The organism is Ruegeria sp. CDSB113, from assembly GCF_059611045.1.
This window is the reverse complement of the sequence record NZ_JBXWOU010000001.1, coordinates 455462-474326: the sequence shown is the minus strand read 5'-3', so window position 1 is coordinate 474326 and position 18865 is coordinate 455462. Positions and strand designations below refer to the sequence as shown.

Here is an 18865-nt window from a genome sequence, read left to right as displayed (position 1 = left end):
TTAGAAATAGGTGAACGACGCTGGAACTCCAACAGAAAAGTTAGAACAAAGCAAGAACTGTCATCTATTCGCCGATCCGACAAGGCAGCATCGCAATTGACACGCCGACGCGTGGCACAATTTAAGAATTTACCGCTGACTTTGTGGAAAATGGCGCGGTTGACGGGGCTCGAACCCGCGACCCCCGGCGTGACAGGCCGGTACTCTAACCAACTGAGCTACAACCGCGCATCTATTTTCGTGATCCCTTAACCCGGATCCAGGCTGACAGCAGTGGCGCGGTTGACGGGGCTCGAACCCGCGACCCCCGGCGTGACAGGCCGGTACTCTAACCATCTGAGCTACAACCGCCCGCTGTCTGTTCATCGCTGAACGTTTGGGTGTATTATGGCTACGCCCCGACATCGTCAAGCGGCGTTTTGAAGTTTTTTCAAAGAACCTGATTTTTTCCGATTGAGCCACCTGCCCCCGAGGCCGGAAAACCAGCTTTTCATGGGCTGGATCGAATTCACTACCGGCCATCTTGCCAACCGATCCGAGTCGCTGTAACAGCACCGCCTACGGGTGATTAGCTCAGTGGTAGAGCGCTTCGTTCACATCGAAGATGTCAGGAGTTCAAATCTCTTATCACCCACCATTCCCCTTCCACAGAATCAACGCCCTCTAAGGCCTTGAAATTACAATGCTTGCCAGCTTGCATTTCAGCTGCGTATCGTTCCTGCATCTGCCGTGTGATCAATCGGCGCTGAAGCACGGGGTTTCGCATGGCCAAATTGAAACGGGATATTGGCCTTGTCGGCCTGACCTTCATTTCGGTCGGTGGAATTATCGGTTCCGGCTGGTTGTTCGGTCCCCTCCTCGCAGTTCAACACGCAGGTCCTGCCGCTATCCTTTCGTGGATCATTGGCGCGGTGGCCATGTTCGTTCTTGCGATAACCTTCGCCGAGATTTCGGCCATGCTGCCCATTCCCGGAGGGATCGCCCGCGTCCCCCAGTTTTCGCACGGCAACATCGTTTCGATGGCAATGGGGTGGACGGCCTGGATTGGGTACAACACCACCGCCCCGATTGAGGTCGAGGCGATGCTAAAATACCTCGGGCCTTATGCTCCCTGGCTGCACACAGCCGATACGGGCGGTTTGACCGGCGCAGGTATCGCCGTGGCGTTGTTTTTCATGTTGTTGTTCGTTGTCATTAATGCGTTGGGGGTAAAATTCTTCACGCAAGTCAACGCGACGCTGACATGGGCCAAAATTGCCATTCCTATCGTGCTGTCGGTTCTGCTGATCGCAAGTCGATTTGACACCGGAAATTTCACCCAACCGGGTGGTTTTGCGCCGTACGGCTTGCAGGGCATAATGGCGGCCGTTTCAACCGGAGGCGTCATCTTTTCCTTTATCGGTTTCCGCCATGTGGTCGATATGGCCGGTGAGGTTCGAAACCCCAAAGTGGCCATTCCTGCGGCACTGGTGCTGTCCATCATTCTGTGTGCAGCCATTTACGTCGGATTACAGATCGCGTTTATCGGCGCACTTGACCCGGTGATGCTGAAGAACGGCTGGGCAAGCCTGAATTTTAGCGGTCAGGGGCCGTTGGACGGGGTCATCCTATCGGTTGGGATCGTCTGGTTCCTGAGCGTGTTGAACATAGGCTCGGTCATTGGCCCTTTTGGAAACGGTTTGGTGTCCACCGGCTCGAACGCGCGTATCGCGCTGGCGTTGTCACAGAACGGGTTCCTGCCAAAGCGTTTGCAAATACTGTCTTCTTTTGGGGTGCCCTTGTGGGCCTTGGCTCTGAACTTTGTGATCGGAATTCTGTTCCTTCTTACTGTCCCGTTCACCACCGTTATTGCCCTGAATGGTGCGGCCATAGTCGTATCTTTTGCCGTTGGGCCAATCGCCGTTGTGTGCTTGCGCCGCCTGATGCCGGACCACCCACGTTCCATTCGCATCCCCTTTGTCAAAGTGGTAGCCATCACGGCCTTTGCTGTCGCCACGCTCATCGTTTATTGGAGCGGATGGGACACCGTTTGGCGGCTTGGCATCGCGTTAATCGTAGGGTTTGTTCTTCTTCTGGCACGGTTCCATAATCGGCTGGACGAAATGGACGTGACCGAAGCCCTGTGGCTGGTTCCCTATTTCGGAGGGATCGGCCTGATCTCGTTCCTGGGACAGTTCGGGGAAGGTGCGCTAAAGCAAATCCCCTTTGGTTGGGATATTTTGCTGTGCGTCCTGTTTTCAATCGTCATTTTCGGTCTAGCGGTCCGATCCTCGCTGTCCGCCAAAAAGTTTCAGACTTACATCGCCGAGGAAGAGGTTCTGGACCCGAAGAAACCTGTTATCGGCTTCTGAAAAGGAAAAAGGCGGGGAAAACCCGCCTTTTCTTTGTCTATTGCCTATCGCTTAGTGCGTCGTGGCAGACGGGCTTGCGCTTTCAGTGGCCTTCGCGGCGGCTGCGGCAGCCTCTTCGGCGGCCTCATCCCACTCAATCGCTTCCGGCTCACGCACAAGTGCCTGTTTGAGGACCTCGGACACGTGCTCGACCGGAATGATCTTCAGGCCTTCTTTCACGTTGTCCGGGATCTCGGCCAGGTCCTTTTCGTTCTCTTCCGGGATCAACACCGTCTTGATGCCACCGCGCAGAGCCGCCAGCAGTTTCTCTTTCAAACCACCAATCGGCATCGCGTTGCCACGCAACGAAACCTCACCCGTCATCGCGATGTCCTTGCGAACCGGAATACCGGTCAGCACGGATACGATCGAGGTCACCATGGCCAGACCAGCTGAAGGCCCGTCTTTCGGAGTCGCACCATCCGGCACGTGCACGTGGATGTCTATCTTGTCGAACTTGGGCGGTTTCACCCCAATCTGAGGCGAAATTGACCGCACATAAGACGACGCCGCATCGATGGATTCCTTCATCACATCGCCCAGCTTGCCGGTGGTCTTCATCCGTCCCTTGCCCGGCAGTTTCAGCGCCTCGATATGCAACAGATCACCACCGACCGATGTCCACGCCAGACCGGTGACAACACCAACCTGATCGTCCTGCTCGGCCAGACCATATCGGAACTTGGGCACACCCAGGAACTCATCCAGATTGTCTGGCGTCACGGTGACCGATTCAGCCTCTTTCTTGATGATCTTGGTCAGCGACTTCCGTGCCACCTTGGCGATTTCACGTTCTAGGTTCCGAACGCCAGCTTCCCGCGTGTACGTGCGGATGATCGAATGCAGCGCGTCATCGGTCAGTTCGAACTCTTTGGCCTTCAGGCCGTGGTTCTTCACCTGCTTGCTGATCAGATGCTGCTTAGCGATCTCGCTTTTTTCGTCCTCGGTGTAACCGGCCAGCGGAATGATCTCCATCCGGTCCAGCAAAGGCCCTGGCATGTTGTAGCTGTTGGACGTGGTCAGGAACATCACGTTCGACAGGTCGTATTCGACCTCAAGATAGTGGTCCATGAACGTGCTGTTCTGTTCCGGGTCCAACACCTCGAGCATCGCCGAAGCCGGGTCACCACGGAAGTCCTGTCCCATCTTGTCGATCTCGTCGAGCAGGATAAGCGGGTTCGTGGTCTTCGCCTTTTTCAGCGCCTGGATGATCTTGCCGGGCATCGAACCGATATAGGTCCGACGGTGGCCACGGATCTCGGACTCGTCGCGTACACCACCCAGAGAGATGCGGATGAACTCACGCCCCGTCGCACGTGCAACCGACTTACCAAGCGAGGTTTTACCCACACCCGGAGGGCCGACAAGGCACATGATCGGGCCTTTCAGCTTCTTCGAACGCTGCTGAACAGCCAGATATTCGACGATCCGTTCCTTGACCTTCTCAAGGCCATAGTGATCGGCATCCAGAATGTCCTGCGCGCGGCCCAGATCCTTTTTCACGCGGGATTTCGTGCCCCACGGCAAGGCCAGAATCCAGTCCAGATAGTTGCGTACGACGGTGGCCTCAGCCGACATCGGGCTCATGTTACGCAGCTTTTTCAGCTCGCCTTCGGCTTTTTCACGGGCCTCTTTCGACAGCTTGGTCTCTTCGATTTTAGCTTCCAGTTCGGCAACTTCATTGCTGCCATCCTCGCCATCGCCAAGTTCCTTCTGAATGGCTTTCATCTGCTCATTCAGATAGTACTCGCGCTGCGTCTTCTCCATCTGGGTTTTAACGCGGGTCTTGATCTTTTTCTCGACCTGCAGAACCGACATCTCGCCCTGCATCAGGCCATAAACCTTCTCAAGCCGCTCGCTAACGCTGAGGGTTTCCAGCAGGTCTTGCTTTTGTTCGACTTCAATCCCCAAATGACCCGACACAAGGTCAGCCAGCTTTGCCGGTTCGGTGGATTCCCCAACCGCGGTCAACGCTTCTTCAGGGATGTTCTTGCGCACTTTTGCGTAACGCTCGAATTCATCCGTAACCGTGCGCAGCAACGCTTCGGTCGTGGTTACGTCCCCCGGAATCTCGGTCAGATACTCGGCGCGAGCCTCAAAGAACTCTTCGTTTTCCAGGAATTCCGTGATCATCACGCGGGCTTGGCCCTCGACCAGCACCTTCACGGTGCCGTCCGGCAATTTCAGCAATTGCAGTACATTGGCCAGCACACCAGACCGGTAGATGCCGTCCTCGGTTGGGTCATCGTCGCTCGGGTCGATCTGGCTGGACAACAGAATCTGCTTGTCGTCCTGCATCACTTCTTCCAGCGCCCGGACGGATTTTTCCCGACCAACGAACAGCGGCACGATCATATGCGGGAAGACCACGATATCGCGCAGCGGCAGCACTGGGTATGAGGAGTTCAGGGGCTCTTGCATGCTCTATCCTTATCATTGGCAAGACGGCTCTGGTCCCTCATCGAGGCAACGCCCGGCCGTCTCCTGTCTTGGACGATAAAGGTGGGGCAGTTAACGCCCTATTTCAACCTTACCGCCATCTCTCATGGTGAGAATGACCTGAGGTGTTCGGGACTGCAAGGCACCTGATGGACTATTCGGCGATTTTGATCACCAAAACGCCAAGCGCCTATCAAACAGGCTCAATATCCCCCTGCACCCGCTGCGCATGGAACTCGACCTGCCACGCCTCGAACGTTCCAGCGGCGATGGCGTCACGCATCCCCTGCATGATCTCTTGGAAATAATGCAGGTTGTGCCAGGTCAGCAGCATACCCGAAATCATTTCATTCGAACGGAACACGTGATGCAGATAAGCGCGGGAGTAGTTTGAACAGGCGGGACACGTGCAGTGTTCATCCAACGGGCGCGGATCGTCTGAATGGCGGGCATTTTTGATGTTCACCACGCCGTAGCGCGTGAATACCTGCCCTGTGCGCCCCGAACGGGACGGCAACACACAATCCATCATGTCAATGCCGCGCGCAACGGCGCCGACGATATCATCAGGTTTTCCAACGCCCATCAGATAACGAGGTTTGTCGACCGGCAGCATATCCGGCGCGAAGTCCAACACGTCGAACATCGCCTCTTGGCCCTCACCCACGGCAAGACCACCGACGGCGTAACCTTCGAAATCGATCTCTTTCAGCGCCTCGGCCGATTCCTCGCGGAAATCCTGCTCAAGCCCGCCCTGCTGAATGCCGAATAAAGCGTGACCGGGACGATCCCCGAAAGCGTCACGCGACCGCTCGGCCCACCGCATCGACAGGCGCATCGACTCGGCAATGCGATCCCGGTCAGCGGGCAGCGCCGGGCACTCGTCGAAACACATGACGATGTCGGACCCCAACAGGCGCTGAATCTCCATCGACCGTTCAGGCGTCAATTCGTGGCGCGAGCCGTCGATATGAGATTTGAAGGTCACACCCTTTTCGGTCAGCTTGCGCAACCCGGCCAATGACATGACCTGGAACCCACCGGAATCCGTCAAGATCGGCCGTTCCCAATTCATGAACTTGTGCAACCCGCCCAGACGGTCGATCCGTTCGGCGGTCGGGCGCAGCATTAGGTGATATGTGTTGCCCAACAGGATGTCCGCCCCTGTGGCACGTACGCTTTCCGGCATCATCGCTTTGACCGTTGCCGCGGTGCCAACGGGCATAAAGGCCGGCGTGCGAACTTCCCCGCGCGGAGTGTTGATTACTCCGGTACGGGCCTTGCCATCCGTGGCCTTCAGGTCAAATGAGAAACGGTCTGTCATGTGAATGCCTCAGGGTCGCTGAACCGGGCAGCAATTGCCCGATCTTCGCTGGTATTGCAAGCCGTCAGGGCAATGACGCAACGCGGTCAGTGAACAGGCTGACAACCCCTGCCCCGTCCACATCCCGGCATACGCGCACCGTTGGTCTGTTGGCATCCGGTCGGGTTGCCCCGATTTGCGGGCCATCCACCAAAACCTGAAGCCCGGTTTCGACTATATCGAACATGGGTTCATGCGTACAGGCAATCACGGCCGTCGAGTCGTGCAGGCCACACCCCTCCAATCCGCCGATATCCTTGTAGAACTTCAGGTAGAATTTCGAAATGTCGCGCAGGAACCCGCCCATGTCCGCGGAACGCGCCGCCAATGCATCAAAATCCGCAGTCTCGTACAGAGTTTTCAGCGTGACATCCAAGCCGACCAGAACGGTATCCGGCGGAGACGCGAACACTGCATCCGCAGCCTGCGCATCGTGATAGATGTTGGCCTCGGCATGCTCCGTGATGTTCCCGGGGCAAAACACGGCACCGCCCATGATCACCAATCGCTTGATGTTGCCTGCAAACTCTGGGTCCAATCGCATGGCATCGGCGACATTGGTCAACGGACCAATGGCGCAGACGACCAACTCACCCTTGTGTTCCCGCGCCTGCTCGACAAGGAATTCGGCCGCTGTCAGGGGGTGATTTTCCCCAATCTGCGGGATGTCAGTCAAATCACCGAATCCTTCGGGGCCGTGCACGTGCTCGGACGGGTCGTATGTGGTCGCACCAACTGGAAGCGGCGCCCCCTCAGCCACTGGCGCGTCCAGTCCCAGTTTATGGAGCAAGAACCGCGCGTTGCGGCTGGATTGGTGCACATGCGTGTTGCCGAAAACCGTGGTCAGGCCGATCAGGTCTATTTCTGGTGCAGCGGCGGCATAGGCAATGGCCATCGCATCGTCGATGCCCGGATCTGTATCAATTATCAGTTTCATCCCCGCCCGATAGCGCAATCACAACCGGATGCAAAGCAGCCACATTCAAAATATTCCACGCTACATTGTGGTTTTCAGAGATTTGCATCTATCCCCATTCCCGCCATACCAGAGTTGAAAATGGGCGAGTCAATCCCCAAGTGTATACCATAGTACACAATAATACAGAGGACAGATATGACCGAAGAACAGATCATTGGGTTGCTAACATCGAACATCATTTACCTGCTTGCGGCAGTTCTGATTGTCGTCGTTATTTTCAAAGGCATCAAAATTGTGCCTCAGTCCGAAAAATACGTGGTTGAACGCTTTGGCCGCCTGCACTCGGTGCTTGGCCCCGGAATCAACTTTATCGTTCCTTTTCTTGATGTTGCGCGTCACAAGATATCCATTCTTGAACGCCAGCTACCGAATGCGACGCAGGACGCGATCACCAAGGACAACGTTCTGGTTCAGATCGATACCTCGGTGTTCTACCGCATTCTTGAACCGGAAAAGACCGTGTACCGTATCCGTGACGTCGACGGAGCGATTGCAACAACCGTTGCAGGTATCGTCCGTGCCGAAATCGGTAAAATGGATCTGGATGAGGTGCAGTCCAATCGCGCGCAACTGATTGAACGCATTCAGGAAAGCGTCGAAACTGCCGTTGACGACTGGGGGATCGAAGTCACCCGCGCCGAGATTCTGGACGTAAACCTGGATCAGGCCACACGCGATGCGATGTTGCAGCAGTTGAACGCCGAACGCGCCCGCCGCGCGCAGGTGACCGAGGCTGAAGGTCAGAAACGTTCGGTCGAATTGAATGCCGACGCGGAACTTTATGCGGCCGAGCAGACCGCAAAAGCCCGCCGTATTCAGGCCGAGGCCGAAGCTTATGCAACCGGCGTGGTCGCCAAGGCCATTCAGGACAATGGTATCGAGGCTGCCCAGTATCAGGTCGCGTTGAAGCAGGTCGAATCCCTGAACGCGCTGGGTAACGGCACCGGGTCGCAGACCATCGTGGTTCCCGCCAATGCGCTTGAGGCCTTTGGCGATGCCTTCAAGATGTTGAAAGGAGGAAAGTAATGGCTGATCCCTTCTGGCTAACATGGTGGCTCTGGCTGGCCGGAGCGCTAGCTCTGGGCATACTTGAGATCGTCTTGCCGGGGTTCATCTTTCTTGGCTTTGCGATTGGAGCGGCGGTCACAGGGCTTTTGCTTGTGATCCCCGGTTTTGCCCCGAGCCTGGCGGTCTTGCTTTTGATCTTTGCGGGTCTTTCGCTTGTGGCCTGGCTGATCCTGCGGCGCATGTTCGCCCTGCCCCATGGCCAGGTGAAAACCTTCCGCCACGATATCAACGATTGATCCAAATCGACGCAGCGTCCCGGGGGCCACACGGCACCACTGGACGCTGCCCCAGCCTTTCCCTATATAATTTCTCAGGTAACAGCCCCGAGGCACGAATGACCCATCCAAGTGAACAGTTCGAAGGTACGCCGCTGATCGCGCCTTCGACCATCGATCATCCACTCTACGATTCCGTGGTCGAGGCTTGCAGATCCGTCTTCGACCCTGAGATTCCGGTGAATATCTACGATCTGGGTCTGATCTACACGATTGACATCACCAAGGAAAACGCGGTGAAGGTCATCATGACACTGACCGCACCCGGATGCCCGGTCGCCGGTGAAATGCCGGGCTGGATTGTCGAAGCCATCGAACCGGTCGCTGGCGTCAAAGAGGTTGACGTCGAGCTGACATGGGAGCCCCCCTGGGGCATGGAAATGATGTCGGACGAAGCGCGTCTTGAACTGGGCTTCATGTAGAATTTCGCTCAGCTTTACCGAGTAAAGCATTGAAGGATAACAAAATGGGCTGTCCATGAACCGGGGCAGCCCTTTTTTCGTCAAAGGACTCGAGCGGCCTATTCCACGCCGCAGGTCGATTTTATCTCAGCCGCGCGTTGATCTAGCTCTTTGACGTAATCGCCATTCAACATGCTGAGCCTTTTCTTCTCGGTCCCCGTGGCCAGTCCCAGCAATGCACCTGCTGGGGTAATCGCAATGATACTTTCTGCCTGCTGGTCTTCTGCGTGCTTCTTTTCTGCGGCGATAGCCCGAAGATCCCCCTCGGCGGTTGCGCAATTCACCGGATGCCGAGCGCCATCCGTTGCTGCATGCGCCAGACCTGCGGTCAGAAACACCGTAGCAATAGCTTGTATCGTGATGATTTTTCTGTGGAAATGCCTGATCTTTACCATCTTCCTTCGCCCTTCGCTCAAATATCTTGTTACAACCGTCAGGCTAAGGCGAAGACCGAGAGTGACGCAAGTTTGCTGTGGTAGTTGGTCGTTTGGCGACATCACCGCCGGTAAAACTTAGGTCAGCAGGTCTGCTATGTCTTGAGCCTGACGTCTCTCGGCCCTAGATTGGGGATAACGTAGCGCAACGGAGACCATCATGTTTGGCATTCCCGGCAAACAGGCCGTGACAATGACGACCAAAGCGGCCGAGCAGATCGCGCGCCTGATGGCGACCGGCGGTCACGCCGGGTTGCGCATTGGCGTCAAGAAAGGCGGCTGCGCTGGCATGGAATACACCATGGACTACGTGGATGAAGCCGATACCAATGACGAAGTGGTCGAACAGGACGGTGCCCGCATCATGATCGCGCCAATGGCGCAGATGTTCTTGTTCGGAACTGAAATCGACTATGAGGTCTCGCTTCTGGAAGCCGGGTTCAAGTTCCGCAACCCGAATGTCGTGGACGCTTGCGGTTGCGGCGAATCCATCAAATTTGACGAGACGCTTTCCACACAAAACTAAGTCGCCTGCAGGTGCAGATAGGTTTCGTTGTAGCGCCGGGTAAGATGGTCACCTGCGCTGATCGTTTTGCCTGAGCTTGGCGGAGCAACATTGGTGTCGTAGGACGGGTTAAAGAAAAGCGGGACCGAAATGCGTTCCTGCGTCCCGCCTATGACGCGATGCTCGGTGGCTTTGACTTTTCCGGCGGTCCAGAATTCCAGCATCTCTCCAAAGTTGATGATGAATGTACCAGGCGCCGCAGAGACAGGTTGCCAGCTGTTATCCGGCATGCGGACCTCAAGCCCTGAGACCCCGTCCGTGGCCAGCAATGTCAGACACCCGTAGTCTGTATGCGCCCCGATGCCAAAATCCCGATCACCTGCCCATGCCGGGCGTTCTGGATAGTAGTTCCCGCGCAATAGGGCCATTGGCGTGTCAAAGGCACGGTCAAAGCTGAGTTCATCCCGGCCCAAAGCGACCGCAATGGCCCGAAGAACGCGCATCGCCACATTGCAAGCGTCACTGTAGTAAGATCTGATAATATGCTGGAAATCCACGGGATTATTCGGCCACAGGTTCGGAGCATACACACTGAGCCCTTTTCCGGCATAAGAATTGCCCGCAGGCAATTCGTAACCACAGTCGAACACTTCCTTGAAATCCGGATTGGCCTTTGGGTCGACCTGTTCTGATCGCGGCGCGCCCCACCCTCGGTTTGAACCCGTCATCGCCATATCAACGGTTTTTTTCTGGGCGTCCGGCAAATGGAAGAAGTCGCGATACACCTCGATCACGTTTCGGACTTGACCGGCGTTCAACCCGGTGTTGGACACCGTTAGAAACCCAACTTCACCAATGGCATGCAGCAGCATTGCCATCTCTGAAGCCTCGCGTTCATCCAGTTTTCTCAGATCCAGATCGTCGATCATGCCGCCCTCCACAATAACGCGGAACCTGCCGTTGTGGTCGGACCTTTGCAACCGGAATTGTCAGGCTCGGCTGGTGGTGCTATCCGATGAGCAAACAACGACTTATTTGGGGGTACGCGTTATGCGGCGCAAGCTGGCAGCTGGAAACTGGAAAATGAACGGAACGGCGGCTGCTTTGCCCGAGCTTCAGTCGCTGGCTACATCGTTTCCTGATGCATCGGTGGACGTCTTGATTTGCCCACCGGCAACCCTGCTGCATCGCGCGGCAGAGGCGGTGAAAGACACCGAAATTGCCGTCGGCGGTCAAGATTGCCATGCAGCCGAATCCGGCGCACATACCGGCGATGTCAGTGCTCAGATGCTGGTTGATGCAGGGGCAAGCGCCGTCATTCTTGGGCATTCAGAGCGGCGCGAAGATCACGGCGAGCAGAATGAGGATGTCCGCGCCAAAGCACGTTCCGCGATGGACGCAGGCCTGAAAACCATCATTTGCGTCGGCGAAAGTTTGGAACAGCGCGAGGCTGCGAACACGCTGGACATCATCGGTGGTCAGATGTCCGGCTCGATCCCAGATCAGTCGACCGGTGAGAACCTGGTTGTCGCCTATGAACCGATCTGGGCCATTGGCACTGGCAAAGTCCCCACACTGGACGAGATCGGAGAAGTGCACGACTTCATCCGCGCCCGGCTTGAGCGTCGATTTGGCGAAGGCGTTGGCCGCTCGGTCCGGTTGCTTTATGGCGGTTCGGTCAAACCGGGCAACGCAGCCGAAATCTTTGCCGTCTCCAACGTAGACGGGGCGCTGGTGGGCGGCGCAAGCCTGAAGGCCGAAGACTTTTCCGGTATTATCGACGCCCTGCAAAAGGCCTGAGGTCAAGCCAATTTCATCGTCACCAGCCCGGCCACAATCAGGGCCGCCGCGACTAGGCGGGGCGCGGTCAGCGCCTCACCCAGAAACATCACGCCGATCATGAAGGCACCGACGGCGCCGATGCCGGTCCAGATCGTATAGGCCGTGCCTAAGGGCAGATCCCGCATAGCCAACGCCAGTAATCCAAACGACCCGATCATCGACGCGCCCATCACCGTCGTTGGCCACAGGCGCGTAAAACCAGCAGATTGCTTCATGGCCACTGCCCAAACAATTTCCAGCAGACCGGCGAATAGCAAGAATATCCAGGGCATTTGGACACCTCATATCTCTTCGGGTCGTCCCGAATGATCAGCCAAATCGGCGAGGTCGTCCTCTTTCCCCTACATAAATTCTCTTGCCCGGTATTCAAGAGGGCGCGGCGTGCAGATCATAATCTCCATAGGGGTGCGAAACAAAAAACCCAGCAAGCGTCGCGCCCTTCGGTGATCCCTGCCCCAGATGACAGCATCCGGGTATGGAGGTCACACCGTCGCCGGACCTATCGCGGGATCTCGCCGGGCGCTGAATACTTTAAGAATAGCGGCACAAAAAAGGCCGGGTCTGGTATAGACCCAGCCTTGTCTTGTCGCGGTCTGACCCGCTAGTTCGTCACGATTTCCGGCCCCATAAAGGTGTTGGGCAGGTAAGTCGAAATCCACGGTATGTACGTCACCATGATCAGGAAGACGAACAATACGGCCAGGAACGGCAGCGCCGCCTTCACAACGCTCATCATCGGCATTCCGGCAACGCCCGAGGTCACGAACAGGTTCAGACCGACCGGCGGAGTGATCATCCCAATCTCCATGTTCACCACCATGATGATGCCCAAATGGATTGGGTCGATGCCCAACTCGATGGCGATCGGGAACACCAAAGGTGCCACGATGACCAACAGTCCCGAAGGTTCCATGAACTGACCACCGATCAGCAGGATTACGTTGACCACGATCAGGAAAGTAACCGGTCCCAGACCTGCAGACAGCATCGCATTGGCAATATGCTGTGGTACCTGCTCATCGGTCAGAACGTGTTTAAGGATCAGCGCGTTGGCGATGACAAACAGCAATGTCACAGTCAGCTTGCCGGCCTCGAACAAGGTATGCTTGGTATCGGGGTGGAAGAACGCGGTGACCAGAGCATAGGGCTTTTTCAACAGTGGGATTTTCTGCGTATTCCCATCGGTGCTTAGCGGCCCCATGTCCTTGTAGACAAAGCTGGCGATGAAGAAGGCATAAACGGCAGCAACCGCAGCGGCCTCGGTCGGGGTAAAGATCCCGCCATAGATACCACCCAGAATAATCACGATCAGGAACAGGCCCCAACCAGCTTCGCGCGCCGAGGTAAAGACTTCGCCCCACCCTTTCCAGTCACCTTTCGGCAGGTTCTTGACCTTGGCCATGACGTAAATCGTGACCATCAGCATCAGCCCCGCCAAAAGGCCGGGAATTACGCCCGCAAGGAACATCCGACCGACCGAGACTTCGACCGCAGCAGCATAGACCACCATCACAATGGATGGCGGGATCAGAATTCCCAGCGTGCCCGCGTTGCAGATCACCCCGGCGGCGAACTCTTTCGAGTATCCAACCTGCCGCATTCCGGCGATTACAATGGAACCGATGGCCACCACGGTGGCCGGAGAAGAGCCTGAAAGCGCCGCGAACATCATACAGGCAAATACGCCCGCGATGGCCAGACCGCCCGGCAGGTGTCCGACGCAGGCAATCGAGAACCGGATGATCCGCCGTGCCACGCCGCCCGTTGTCATGAAGGACGAGGCCAGAATGAAGAACGGGATCGCCAGCAGCGTAAAGTGGCCTTCAAAGGCTTCGAACAGGGTTCCCGCGACCGAAGCCAACGAACTGTCGGAATAAATCAGCAGAAACAAGGTCGAGCTGAGGCCCAGGGCCACCGCAATCGGCACACCGATCAGCAACAGGCCGATGACCATAGAGAATAGAAGTACGACGTCCATTAGTCATGCTCTCCTTGCTGAGCCCGGACTTCTTCGATCTCGTCCTCGACTTCGTGGCTGGCAACAAGACGGTCGGTCTCACCACGCCAGATTTGTACTGCGACTTGAGCAAAGCGGATCACTAGAAGCAGCATCGACACCGGCAGCACCAGATACGGCACCACCTTGGGCAATTTTTCATACCCCTCGCCGTAGTTGATCAGATCCTCAAGGAAGCGCAGTGGCGCGACCATCGGAATATCGTCAACTTCGTAGAAACTCTGGCTGCGTGCATCGAAATTGAACCCAGTCGGGAACCAGCGACCGGATGTGGGCGGCAGGTCCGCAAACACGGCCCAGTAGTCATACGACCCTTTCAGCAGCAAAAGTGAGAACACCAGACAACACGCCACCGAGATCAGCGCCAGAATACGGCGCGGCGCCGGGGCCAGCATGTTCAGGATCGCATCCACACCCAGATGTGCGTGCTTTTTGACCGCATAAGACGCGCCCAACAACACCAGCCAGCCAAAGGTGAAAACTGTCAGCTCTAGCGCCCATAAGATGTTGGAATTGAAGACAAACCGCGCGATCACATTGGCGAAGGTCACGACCGTCATCAGACCTAACAGCGCCGCAATCAGGGTCTCTTCGATATGGTCGATCAGCCCGCCTTGGCCGAGTTTCGAACCAGACATTTTTCTGTCCCCACATTATTGGTGATGAGAGTTGGGTGTGACGGGCCAAATTTCGGCCCGCCCGGCCTGCGTGTCCGCCACTCCCCAGTCTTAAGACACGCGGCCTCAACCGGGATCAGAACCCGGCGTTGATGGCCTGAGCGGCGTCGATCTTATCCTGACCTACGTCATCGGAAAACTGGTCCCAAACGGGCTTCATCGCATCGACCCAGGCCTGACGCTGTTCGGGGTTCAGTTCGCGGATGATGCCGCCGGCATCAGTGATTGAAGCCTTGGCTGCTTCGTTCACCGAGAAGGCTTCCTTGTTCCGTGTCTCGGTCACTTCGCCCAGAATGGTCAGGAACTGATCGCGCACTTCGGGATCAAGACTGTCCAGCCAGTCAACCGATGTCACGACCAGATAGTCGATGATGCCATGGTTGGTCTCGGTGATGCCGTCCTGCACTTCGAAGAACTTCTTGCCGTAGATGTTGGACCAGGTGTTTTCTTGGCCATCCACAACGCCCTGCTGCAGCGCACCGTAAACTTCCGAGAACGCCATTTTCTGCGGGCTACCGCCAATGGCTTCCATTTGGGCGACCAGAACGTCCGAGGATTGAACACGGAATTTCAGGCCTTCGGCATCCGACGGAGCCTCGAGCGGTTTGTTGGCCGACATCTGCTTCATGCCATTGTGCCAGAACGCGAGCCCCTGCAGGCCGCGGCGCTGCATGCTGTCCTTCATGGCCTGACCATCCGCCGAAGCCTGGAATGCATCCACGGCATCGATGTTCTTGAACATGAACGGCAGGTCGAACAGACGGAATTGCTTGGTAAACTTCTCGAATTTCGACAGCGACGGCGCGGCCAACTGGACGTCGCCTTGCAGCATCGCCTCAAGCACCTTGTCGTCATTATAGAGCGTTGAGTTCGGATAGACCTCAATGCACATCACGCCATTCATCTCGTCATTGACGCGCTGCTCCAGCAGCGATGCCGCGATGCCCTTGGGGTGTTTGTCACTGTTCGTGACATGCGCGAACTTGACGACAATCTCGCCGTCATCACACGCGGCCATACCGGCGGTTGCTGTAACACTCAACGCCAGCGCAGTAGCGGCAGTTGTCAGGAATTTCATCTGTCTTTTCCTCCCAGACTTCCATGAAACCTTCAGTCAACGCCAGATCGGCGTCTCGTGTGGCGCAGTGAAGCGAATCAAGGGACACCGCTCAACTTTTTGTTCGAAATCTGGAAAGATCAAATATTTTTGTTTTATTTCATAGTTTTAGAAGACACTTCCCCGCCATCAAAAGGCAGTGACACTACCTGTTGTGCGAAAATCCGCACATCTATTCCCCCGGATGTGCGGATTTCCGCACGCACTTCGAATCAGATCGAACGACTCACCCCCTAATTCTCTGGTGACCACCCTCAGCCTGCGAATGCAGGCTGCCCGGCCCAACGCCTTTAAATGCATGATAATGCAGTCAAAGGCGGCGGGAGCCCCCGTTAGCGCCGATAATCCTCGGGGCGAATCTGATAGCGCGTCAGTTTGTCGTAAAATGTCTTGCGCGGCAGTTTCAACGCTCTTGCCGCATCCGAGGCTTTGCCATTGTGCCGACCCAACGCGGCAATCAGCAACGACCGCTCTACGCGCGCCATTTGCTCGTTCAGCCCCAGATCGGCGGCACGTGCAACCTCTTCCGGCATCCCCAACACGAACCGCATCGCCGCCGACATCAGTGATCTGGCGTTACCCGGCCAATCGCTGGCCATCAGTGACGCAAGTTGCTCCGAGGTTATCTCGGGCTCGGCAATGCCCGCCTGTTCTGCCGCTTGCGCGACATAATGGCGAAAGATCACAGGTATATCTTCGGGTCGTTCCGCCAGCGACGGGATGCGCACACGCATGACATCCAAGCGATAGAACAGGTCGGCATTGAAGTTGCCCTGCACTGACAGCGCCGCCAGATCTGCGGTTGTTCCCGCGACAATCCGTGAACCGGTGCCCTGCTCTATCATTTCAAGCGCGGCGTATTGCGTGGCGTCTGGCATGGCCGAAACCTCATCCAAGAACAACGACCCACCGGCCGCATCTTCGCACACGCGTACCAACCCCTCGGGCGTCAGCCCTGAGGCCGGGCGCTTGACGAACGGCCCCTGCCCGACCGGCGACATCAGATGAACGACTTCGGCCACTTTCGATATCCCGCTGCCCGGTGGCCCGGTTACCAGAACTTCTGCCCCGGTGGGGGCGACGGATCGGACTCGTTCACGCAGGGCCTCGGCCTGTGAGGAAAGGCCGAACAAAAGCCGCGCTGCAGGATCGCCGCGCTCAAGCTCTGATTTGAGGGCACGCTGTTCGATCACCTGCGCGCGCGCGTCAAAGGCTCGTTCCAACACGGGCAGCAGGTCCGCCGCCGCACATGGCTTTTCCAGAAAATCAAAAGCTCCCTGTCCCATGGCCTGCACCGCCATCGGGATGTCGCCCTCACCGGTCAACAGGACAACGGGCAAGTCTGGATCAACCTCACGCGCGTAGTTCAGCAGATGAAAACCATCCCGGCCCGGCATACGGATGTCCGAAACGATCACGCCCAGAAAGTCGGCGCGAATATGGTCTTTAGCTGCCACAAAGGATCCCGCCGTAACCGGATCATAATCTGCCAGCTCAAGCGTTTGCGCCAAAGCTTCGCGGACGGCAGCGTCGTCATCAACCAGTAGAATTTTCCGCGTCATGCGACCTCGTGCTCCGTGAAAGGCTCAAGCTCGACGGTAAACAGCGCCCCGGTGTCCAGATTTGCACCCCGGATGTTACCCCCAAAGCTTTGCACCAGACCATACGAGATCGAAAGCCCAAGCCCCATCCCCTCAGAGGATCCGACAGCCTTGGTCGTATAGAACGGTTCGAACAGTTTTTCCGAGTTTTCGATGCCCGGGCCGATATCGCGGACAGTCACGGCCAGCTTGTCGCCGCGGTCGATCGCAATGCGAATGAGGCGGTCGTCTTGCCCACTCATCGCGTCGGCGGCATTGTTAATCAGGTTGACGAACACCTGAACCAACCGCACTTCGCCGCCCCATGCGTAAACCGGGTTATTGGGCGGGGCCCAATCCATACCGACATCCTCGGTCCGCAATCGCGCCTCGGTCAACTCGACCGCCGTATCGATCACCTGAATCAGGTTAACCTTGCCCATCGGTTCACTTTCGTTGCGCGAAAAGGCACGCAGGTTCTTGATGATACGCGCCATGCGCGCCGCCATAGCAGAGATACGCGTCAGGTTCTCCGACGCTTTCTCATCCCGGCCGCGGGATAGAAAAGCCGCGCCATTGTCTGCGAATTGCTGGATTGCCATCAGCGGTTGGTTCAGTTCGTGACTAATACCGGCCGACATCTGGCCCAACGCGCTGAGTTTACCTGCCTGGATCAGCTCTTCCTGAGCGTGTTTCAGAGCCGCTTCTGCGTCTTCACGTTCACGCACTTCATGGCGCAGAGCAGTGTTTGCAGCTGTCAACGCATGCGTCCGTTGCGCGACCCGGCTTTCCAGAATCGTGTTGGCCTCGGCCAATGTGCGCCTGCGTTCGGTCGCCAGATACAGCAGCGCGCCGAAGGCCAGACAGATTGCAGCTACGGTTGCCGCCTGCAACCCCGCCAAACGCCGCGCGGGGGCCACATCCACCAGAACCTCAGCCGTCATGTCGATCACCGGCAAATCCAGCATCAGGTGTAATGCGCGGCTGGGCAGATACCGTCCCCAGTTCAGCTGCCAGACCTCGTGTGGACCGACCAGAACCGAAGCAAAATCGACCAATCCGCCGTCTGGGGGTGTCAGGCCCAATTGACCCTCATCCCGGTGCCAAAACAGCAGATCCGATCGGTTTGAGATAAAGACGACACCGTCCCCGTCGGTGAAGAACACCGCCTCGGTACTGCCGCGCCAGGTCTGTTCCACATCTTGCACATCGGCCACAACGATCAATACACCTTCAACCTGACCAGCATCGCCAAAGGCTGGGGCGGCGTAGGAATAGGTGCGATCTCCGCTGCTTTCCACTACCCCATGCGCGCTGCCCATTGCGCCCTGCAATGCGCGCCGAAACGCGGGATGGTCCGCCATGTTTGGCCACACAACCGGCTGCGCCGAGGCCAGCACCTGACCGCTTCGATCAAGATACATCATGTTGACGGCCGAGGTTTTGTCGGCGACGTCCAGCAATATCGCGCGCGCCGCCCGTTGTTGCACTGGTGTCTCTAGGGCGCGCAGGACCGGATGCGTGGCCATCAGCACGGCCAGTTCCTGATAGACCTGCATCTGAGTGCTGAGCCGGTCAGCAGCCAGTTCAAGGTCAGCCTCGGCCTTTTCGCTGAGCTGCGACAGCGCTTGACGGTAGCCATAGGACCAGACACCAGCGGCCAACAGGCCGACAGCAAACAAAAATCCCAGAATTACCCAAACGCGTTGCATGATATA

17 protein-coding genes and 3 tRNA genes are annotated in these 18865 nt (G+C 57.0%); 7 read left to right on the top strand and 13 right to left on the bottom strand.

The genetic code is table 11. The features are described from left to right. Nucleotides 1-151 precede the first annotated feature (151 nt). Nucleotides 152-228 (bottom strand) — tRNA-Asp (locus AC2FIS_RS02360). A gap of 46 nt (nt 229-274) precedes the next feature. Further along, nucleotides 275-351, bottom strand: a tRNA-Asp gene (locus tag AC2FIS_RS02355). 211 nt (nt 352-562) lie between these two features. On the opposite strand from AC2FIS_RS02355, the gene AC2FIS_RS02350 reads away from it, so the two are divergent. Together AC2FIS_RS02350 and AC2FIS_RS02345 are read left to right on the top strand one after the other, a co-directional pair. Continuing rightward, a tRNA-Val gene (locus tag AC2FIS_RS02350) sits at nt 563-637 on the top strand. A gap of 127 nt (nt 638-764) precedes the next feature. Next, nucleotides 765-2351: an APC family permease gene (locus tag AC2FIS_RS02345; protein WP_496720268.1), complete on the top strand. Its 1587-nt coding sequence runs from the start codon at nt 765-767 to the stop codon at nt 2349-2351. 51 nt (nt 2352-2402) lie between these two features. Here AC2FIS_RS02345 and lon read toward each other — a convergent pair whose 3' ends face one another. From lon to AC2FIS_RS02330, 3 genes are all read right to left on the bottom strand, one after another. Next, nucleotides 2403-4811 carry an endopeptidase La gene (gene lon / locus AC2FIS_RS02340; protein WP_496771823.1) on the bottom strand — a complete coding sequence of 803 codons (2409 nt, stop codon included), beginning with the start codon at nt 4809-4811 and terminating at the stop codon, nt 2403-2405. Between the two features lie 211 nt (nt 4812-5022). Further along, entirely contained in the window at nt 5023-6153 is a 1131-nt protein-coding gene (gene tgt, locus AC2FIS_RS02335; RefSeq protein ID WP_496771822.1) for a tRNA guanosine(34) transglycosylase Tgt, read from the bottom strand. Between the two features lie 64 nt (nt 6154-6217). After that, nucleotides 6218-7129, bottom strand: a complete 912-nt coding sequence (locus tag AC2FIS_RS02330) for a nucleoside hydrolase (protein ID WP_496771821.1) — start codon at nt 7127-7129, stop codon at nt 6218-6220. 177 nt (nt 7130-7306) lie between these two features. Between AC2FIS_RS02330 and AC2FIS_RS02325 the strand changes: the two genes are divergently transcribed. The 3 genes from AC2FIS_RS02325 (at nt 7307) to AC2FIS_RS02315 (ending at nt 8936) form a co-directional block, all read left to right on the top strand. Further along, on the top strand, nt 7307-8197 hold the full coding sequence (locus tag AC2FIS_RS02325) for an SPFH domain-containing protein (protein ID WP_058277825.1): 891 nt from the start codon (nt 7307-7309) through the stop codon (nt 8195-8197). Then, entirely contained in the window at nt 8197-8475 is a 279-nt protein-coding gene (locus tag AC2FIS_RS02320; RefSeq protein WP_108858729.1) for an NfeD family protein, read from the top strand. Before AC2FIS_RS02325 ends, AC2FIS_RS02320 begins: the two co-directional genes overlap by 1 nt. A gap of 98 nt (nt 8476-8573) precedes the next feature. Beyond that, nucleotides 8574-8936 carry an SUF system Fe-S cluster assembly protein gene (locus tag AC2FIS_RS02315; RefSeq protein ID WP_058271500.1) on the top strand — a complete coding sequence of 121 codons (363 nt, stop codon included), beginning with the start codon at nt 8574-8576 and terminating at the stop codon, nt 8934-8936. 98 nt (nt 8937-9034) lie between these two features. Here AC2FIS_RS02315 and AC2FIS_RS02310 read toward each other — a convergent pair whose 3' ends face one another. Then, complete coding sequence (locus tag AC2FIS_RS02310) at nt 9035-9370, bottom strand: hypothetical protein (protein ID WP_496771820.1); 336 nt, start codon at nt 9368-9370, stop codon at nt 9035-9037. A 199-nt stretch (nt 9371-9569) separates the two neighbouring features. Here AC2FIS_RS02310 and AC2FIS_RS02305 point away from each other — a divergent pair, with 199 nt between their 5' ends. Next, nucleotides 9570-9935, top strand: a complete 366-nt coding sequence (locus tag AC2FIS_RS02305) for a HesB/IscA family protein (protein ID WP_058271498.1) — start codon at nt 9570-9572, stop codon at nt 9933-9935. Here AC2FIS_RS02305 and AC2FIS_RS02300 read toward each other — a convergent pair. Continuing rightward, the gene (locus tag AC2FIS_RS02300) at nt 9932-10843 is read right to left on the bottom strand and encodes an isopenicillin N synthase family dioxygenase (RefSeq protein WP_496771819.1); all 912 of its coding nucleotides are present in this window, start codon (nt 10841-10843) and stop codon (nt 9932-9934) included. The two genes, AC2FIS_RS02305 and AC2FIS_RS02300, sit on opposite strands and share 4 nt — an antisense overlap. A 121-nt stretch (nt 10844-10964) precedes the next feature. Between AC2FIS_RS02300 and tpiA the strand changes: the two genes are divergently transcribed. Then, nucleotides 10965-11714, top strand: coding sequence for a triose-phosphate isomerase (gene tpiA / locus AC2FIS_RS02295; protein ID WP_496771818.1), 750 nt, complete (start codon nt 10965-10967; stop codon nt 11712-11714). A gap of 2 nt (nt 11715-11716) precedes the next feature. Here tpiA and AC2FIS_RS02290 read toward each other — a convergent pair whose 3' ends face one another. From AC2FIS_RS02290 to AC2FIS_RS02265, 6 genes are all read right to left on the bottom strand, one after another. Beyond that, the gene (locus AC2FIS_RS02290) at nt 11717-12028 is read right to left on the bottom strand and encodes a DMT family transporter (protein WP_496771817.1); all 312 of its coding nucleotides are present in this window, start codon (nt 12026-12028) and stop codon (nt 11717-11719) included. Nucleotides 12029-12357: 329 nt separating this feature from the next. After that, the gene (locus AC2FIS_RS02285; RefSeq protein WP_496771816.1) at nt 12358-13734 is read right to left on the bottom strand and encodes a TRAP transporter large permease; all 1377 of its coding nucleotides are present in this window, start codon (nt 13732-13734) and stop codon (nt 12358-12360) included. Then, a complete protein-coding gene (locus AC2FIS_RS02280) occupies nt 13734-14411 on the bottom strand; it encodes a TRAP transporter small permease (protein WP_496771815.1) in 678 nt (225 codons plus the stop codon). Before AC2FIS_RS02280 ends, AC2FIS_RS02285 begins: the two co-directional genes overlap by 1 nt. Before the next feature lie 115 nt (nt 14412-14526). Further along, a complete protein-coding gene (locus AC2FIS_RS02275) occupies nt 14527-15528 on the bottom strand; it encodes a DctP family TRAP transporter solute-binding subunit (protein WP_496771814.1) in 1002 nt (333 codons plus the stop codon). A 371-nt stretch (nt 15529-15899) separates the two neighbouring features. Continuing rightward, nucleotides 15900-17129 carry a sigma-54-dependent transcriptional regulator gene (locus AC2FIS_RS02270; protein ID WP_496771813.1) on the bottom strand — a complete coding sequence of 410 codons (1230 nt, stop codon included), beginning with the start codon at nt 17127-17129 and terminating at the stop codon, nt 15900-15902. Beyond that, nucleotides 17126-18859 carry a sensor histidine kinase gene (locus tag AC2FIS_RS02265; RefSeq protein WP_496771812.1) on the bottom strand — a complete coding sequence of 578 codons (1734 nt, stop codon included), beginning with the start codon at nt 18857-18859 and terminating at the stop codon, nt 17126-17128. The genes AC2FIS_RS02270 and AC2FIS_RS02265 overlap by 4 nt, the downstream gene beginning before the upstream one ends. Between the last annotated feature and the right edge of the window lie 6 nt (nt 18860-18865).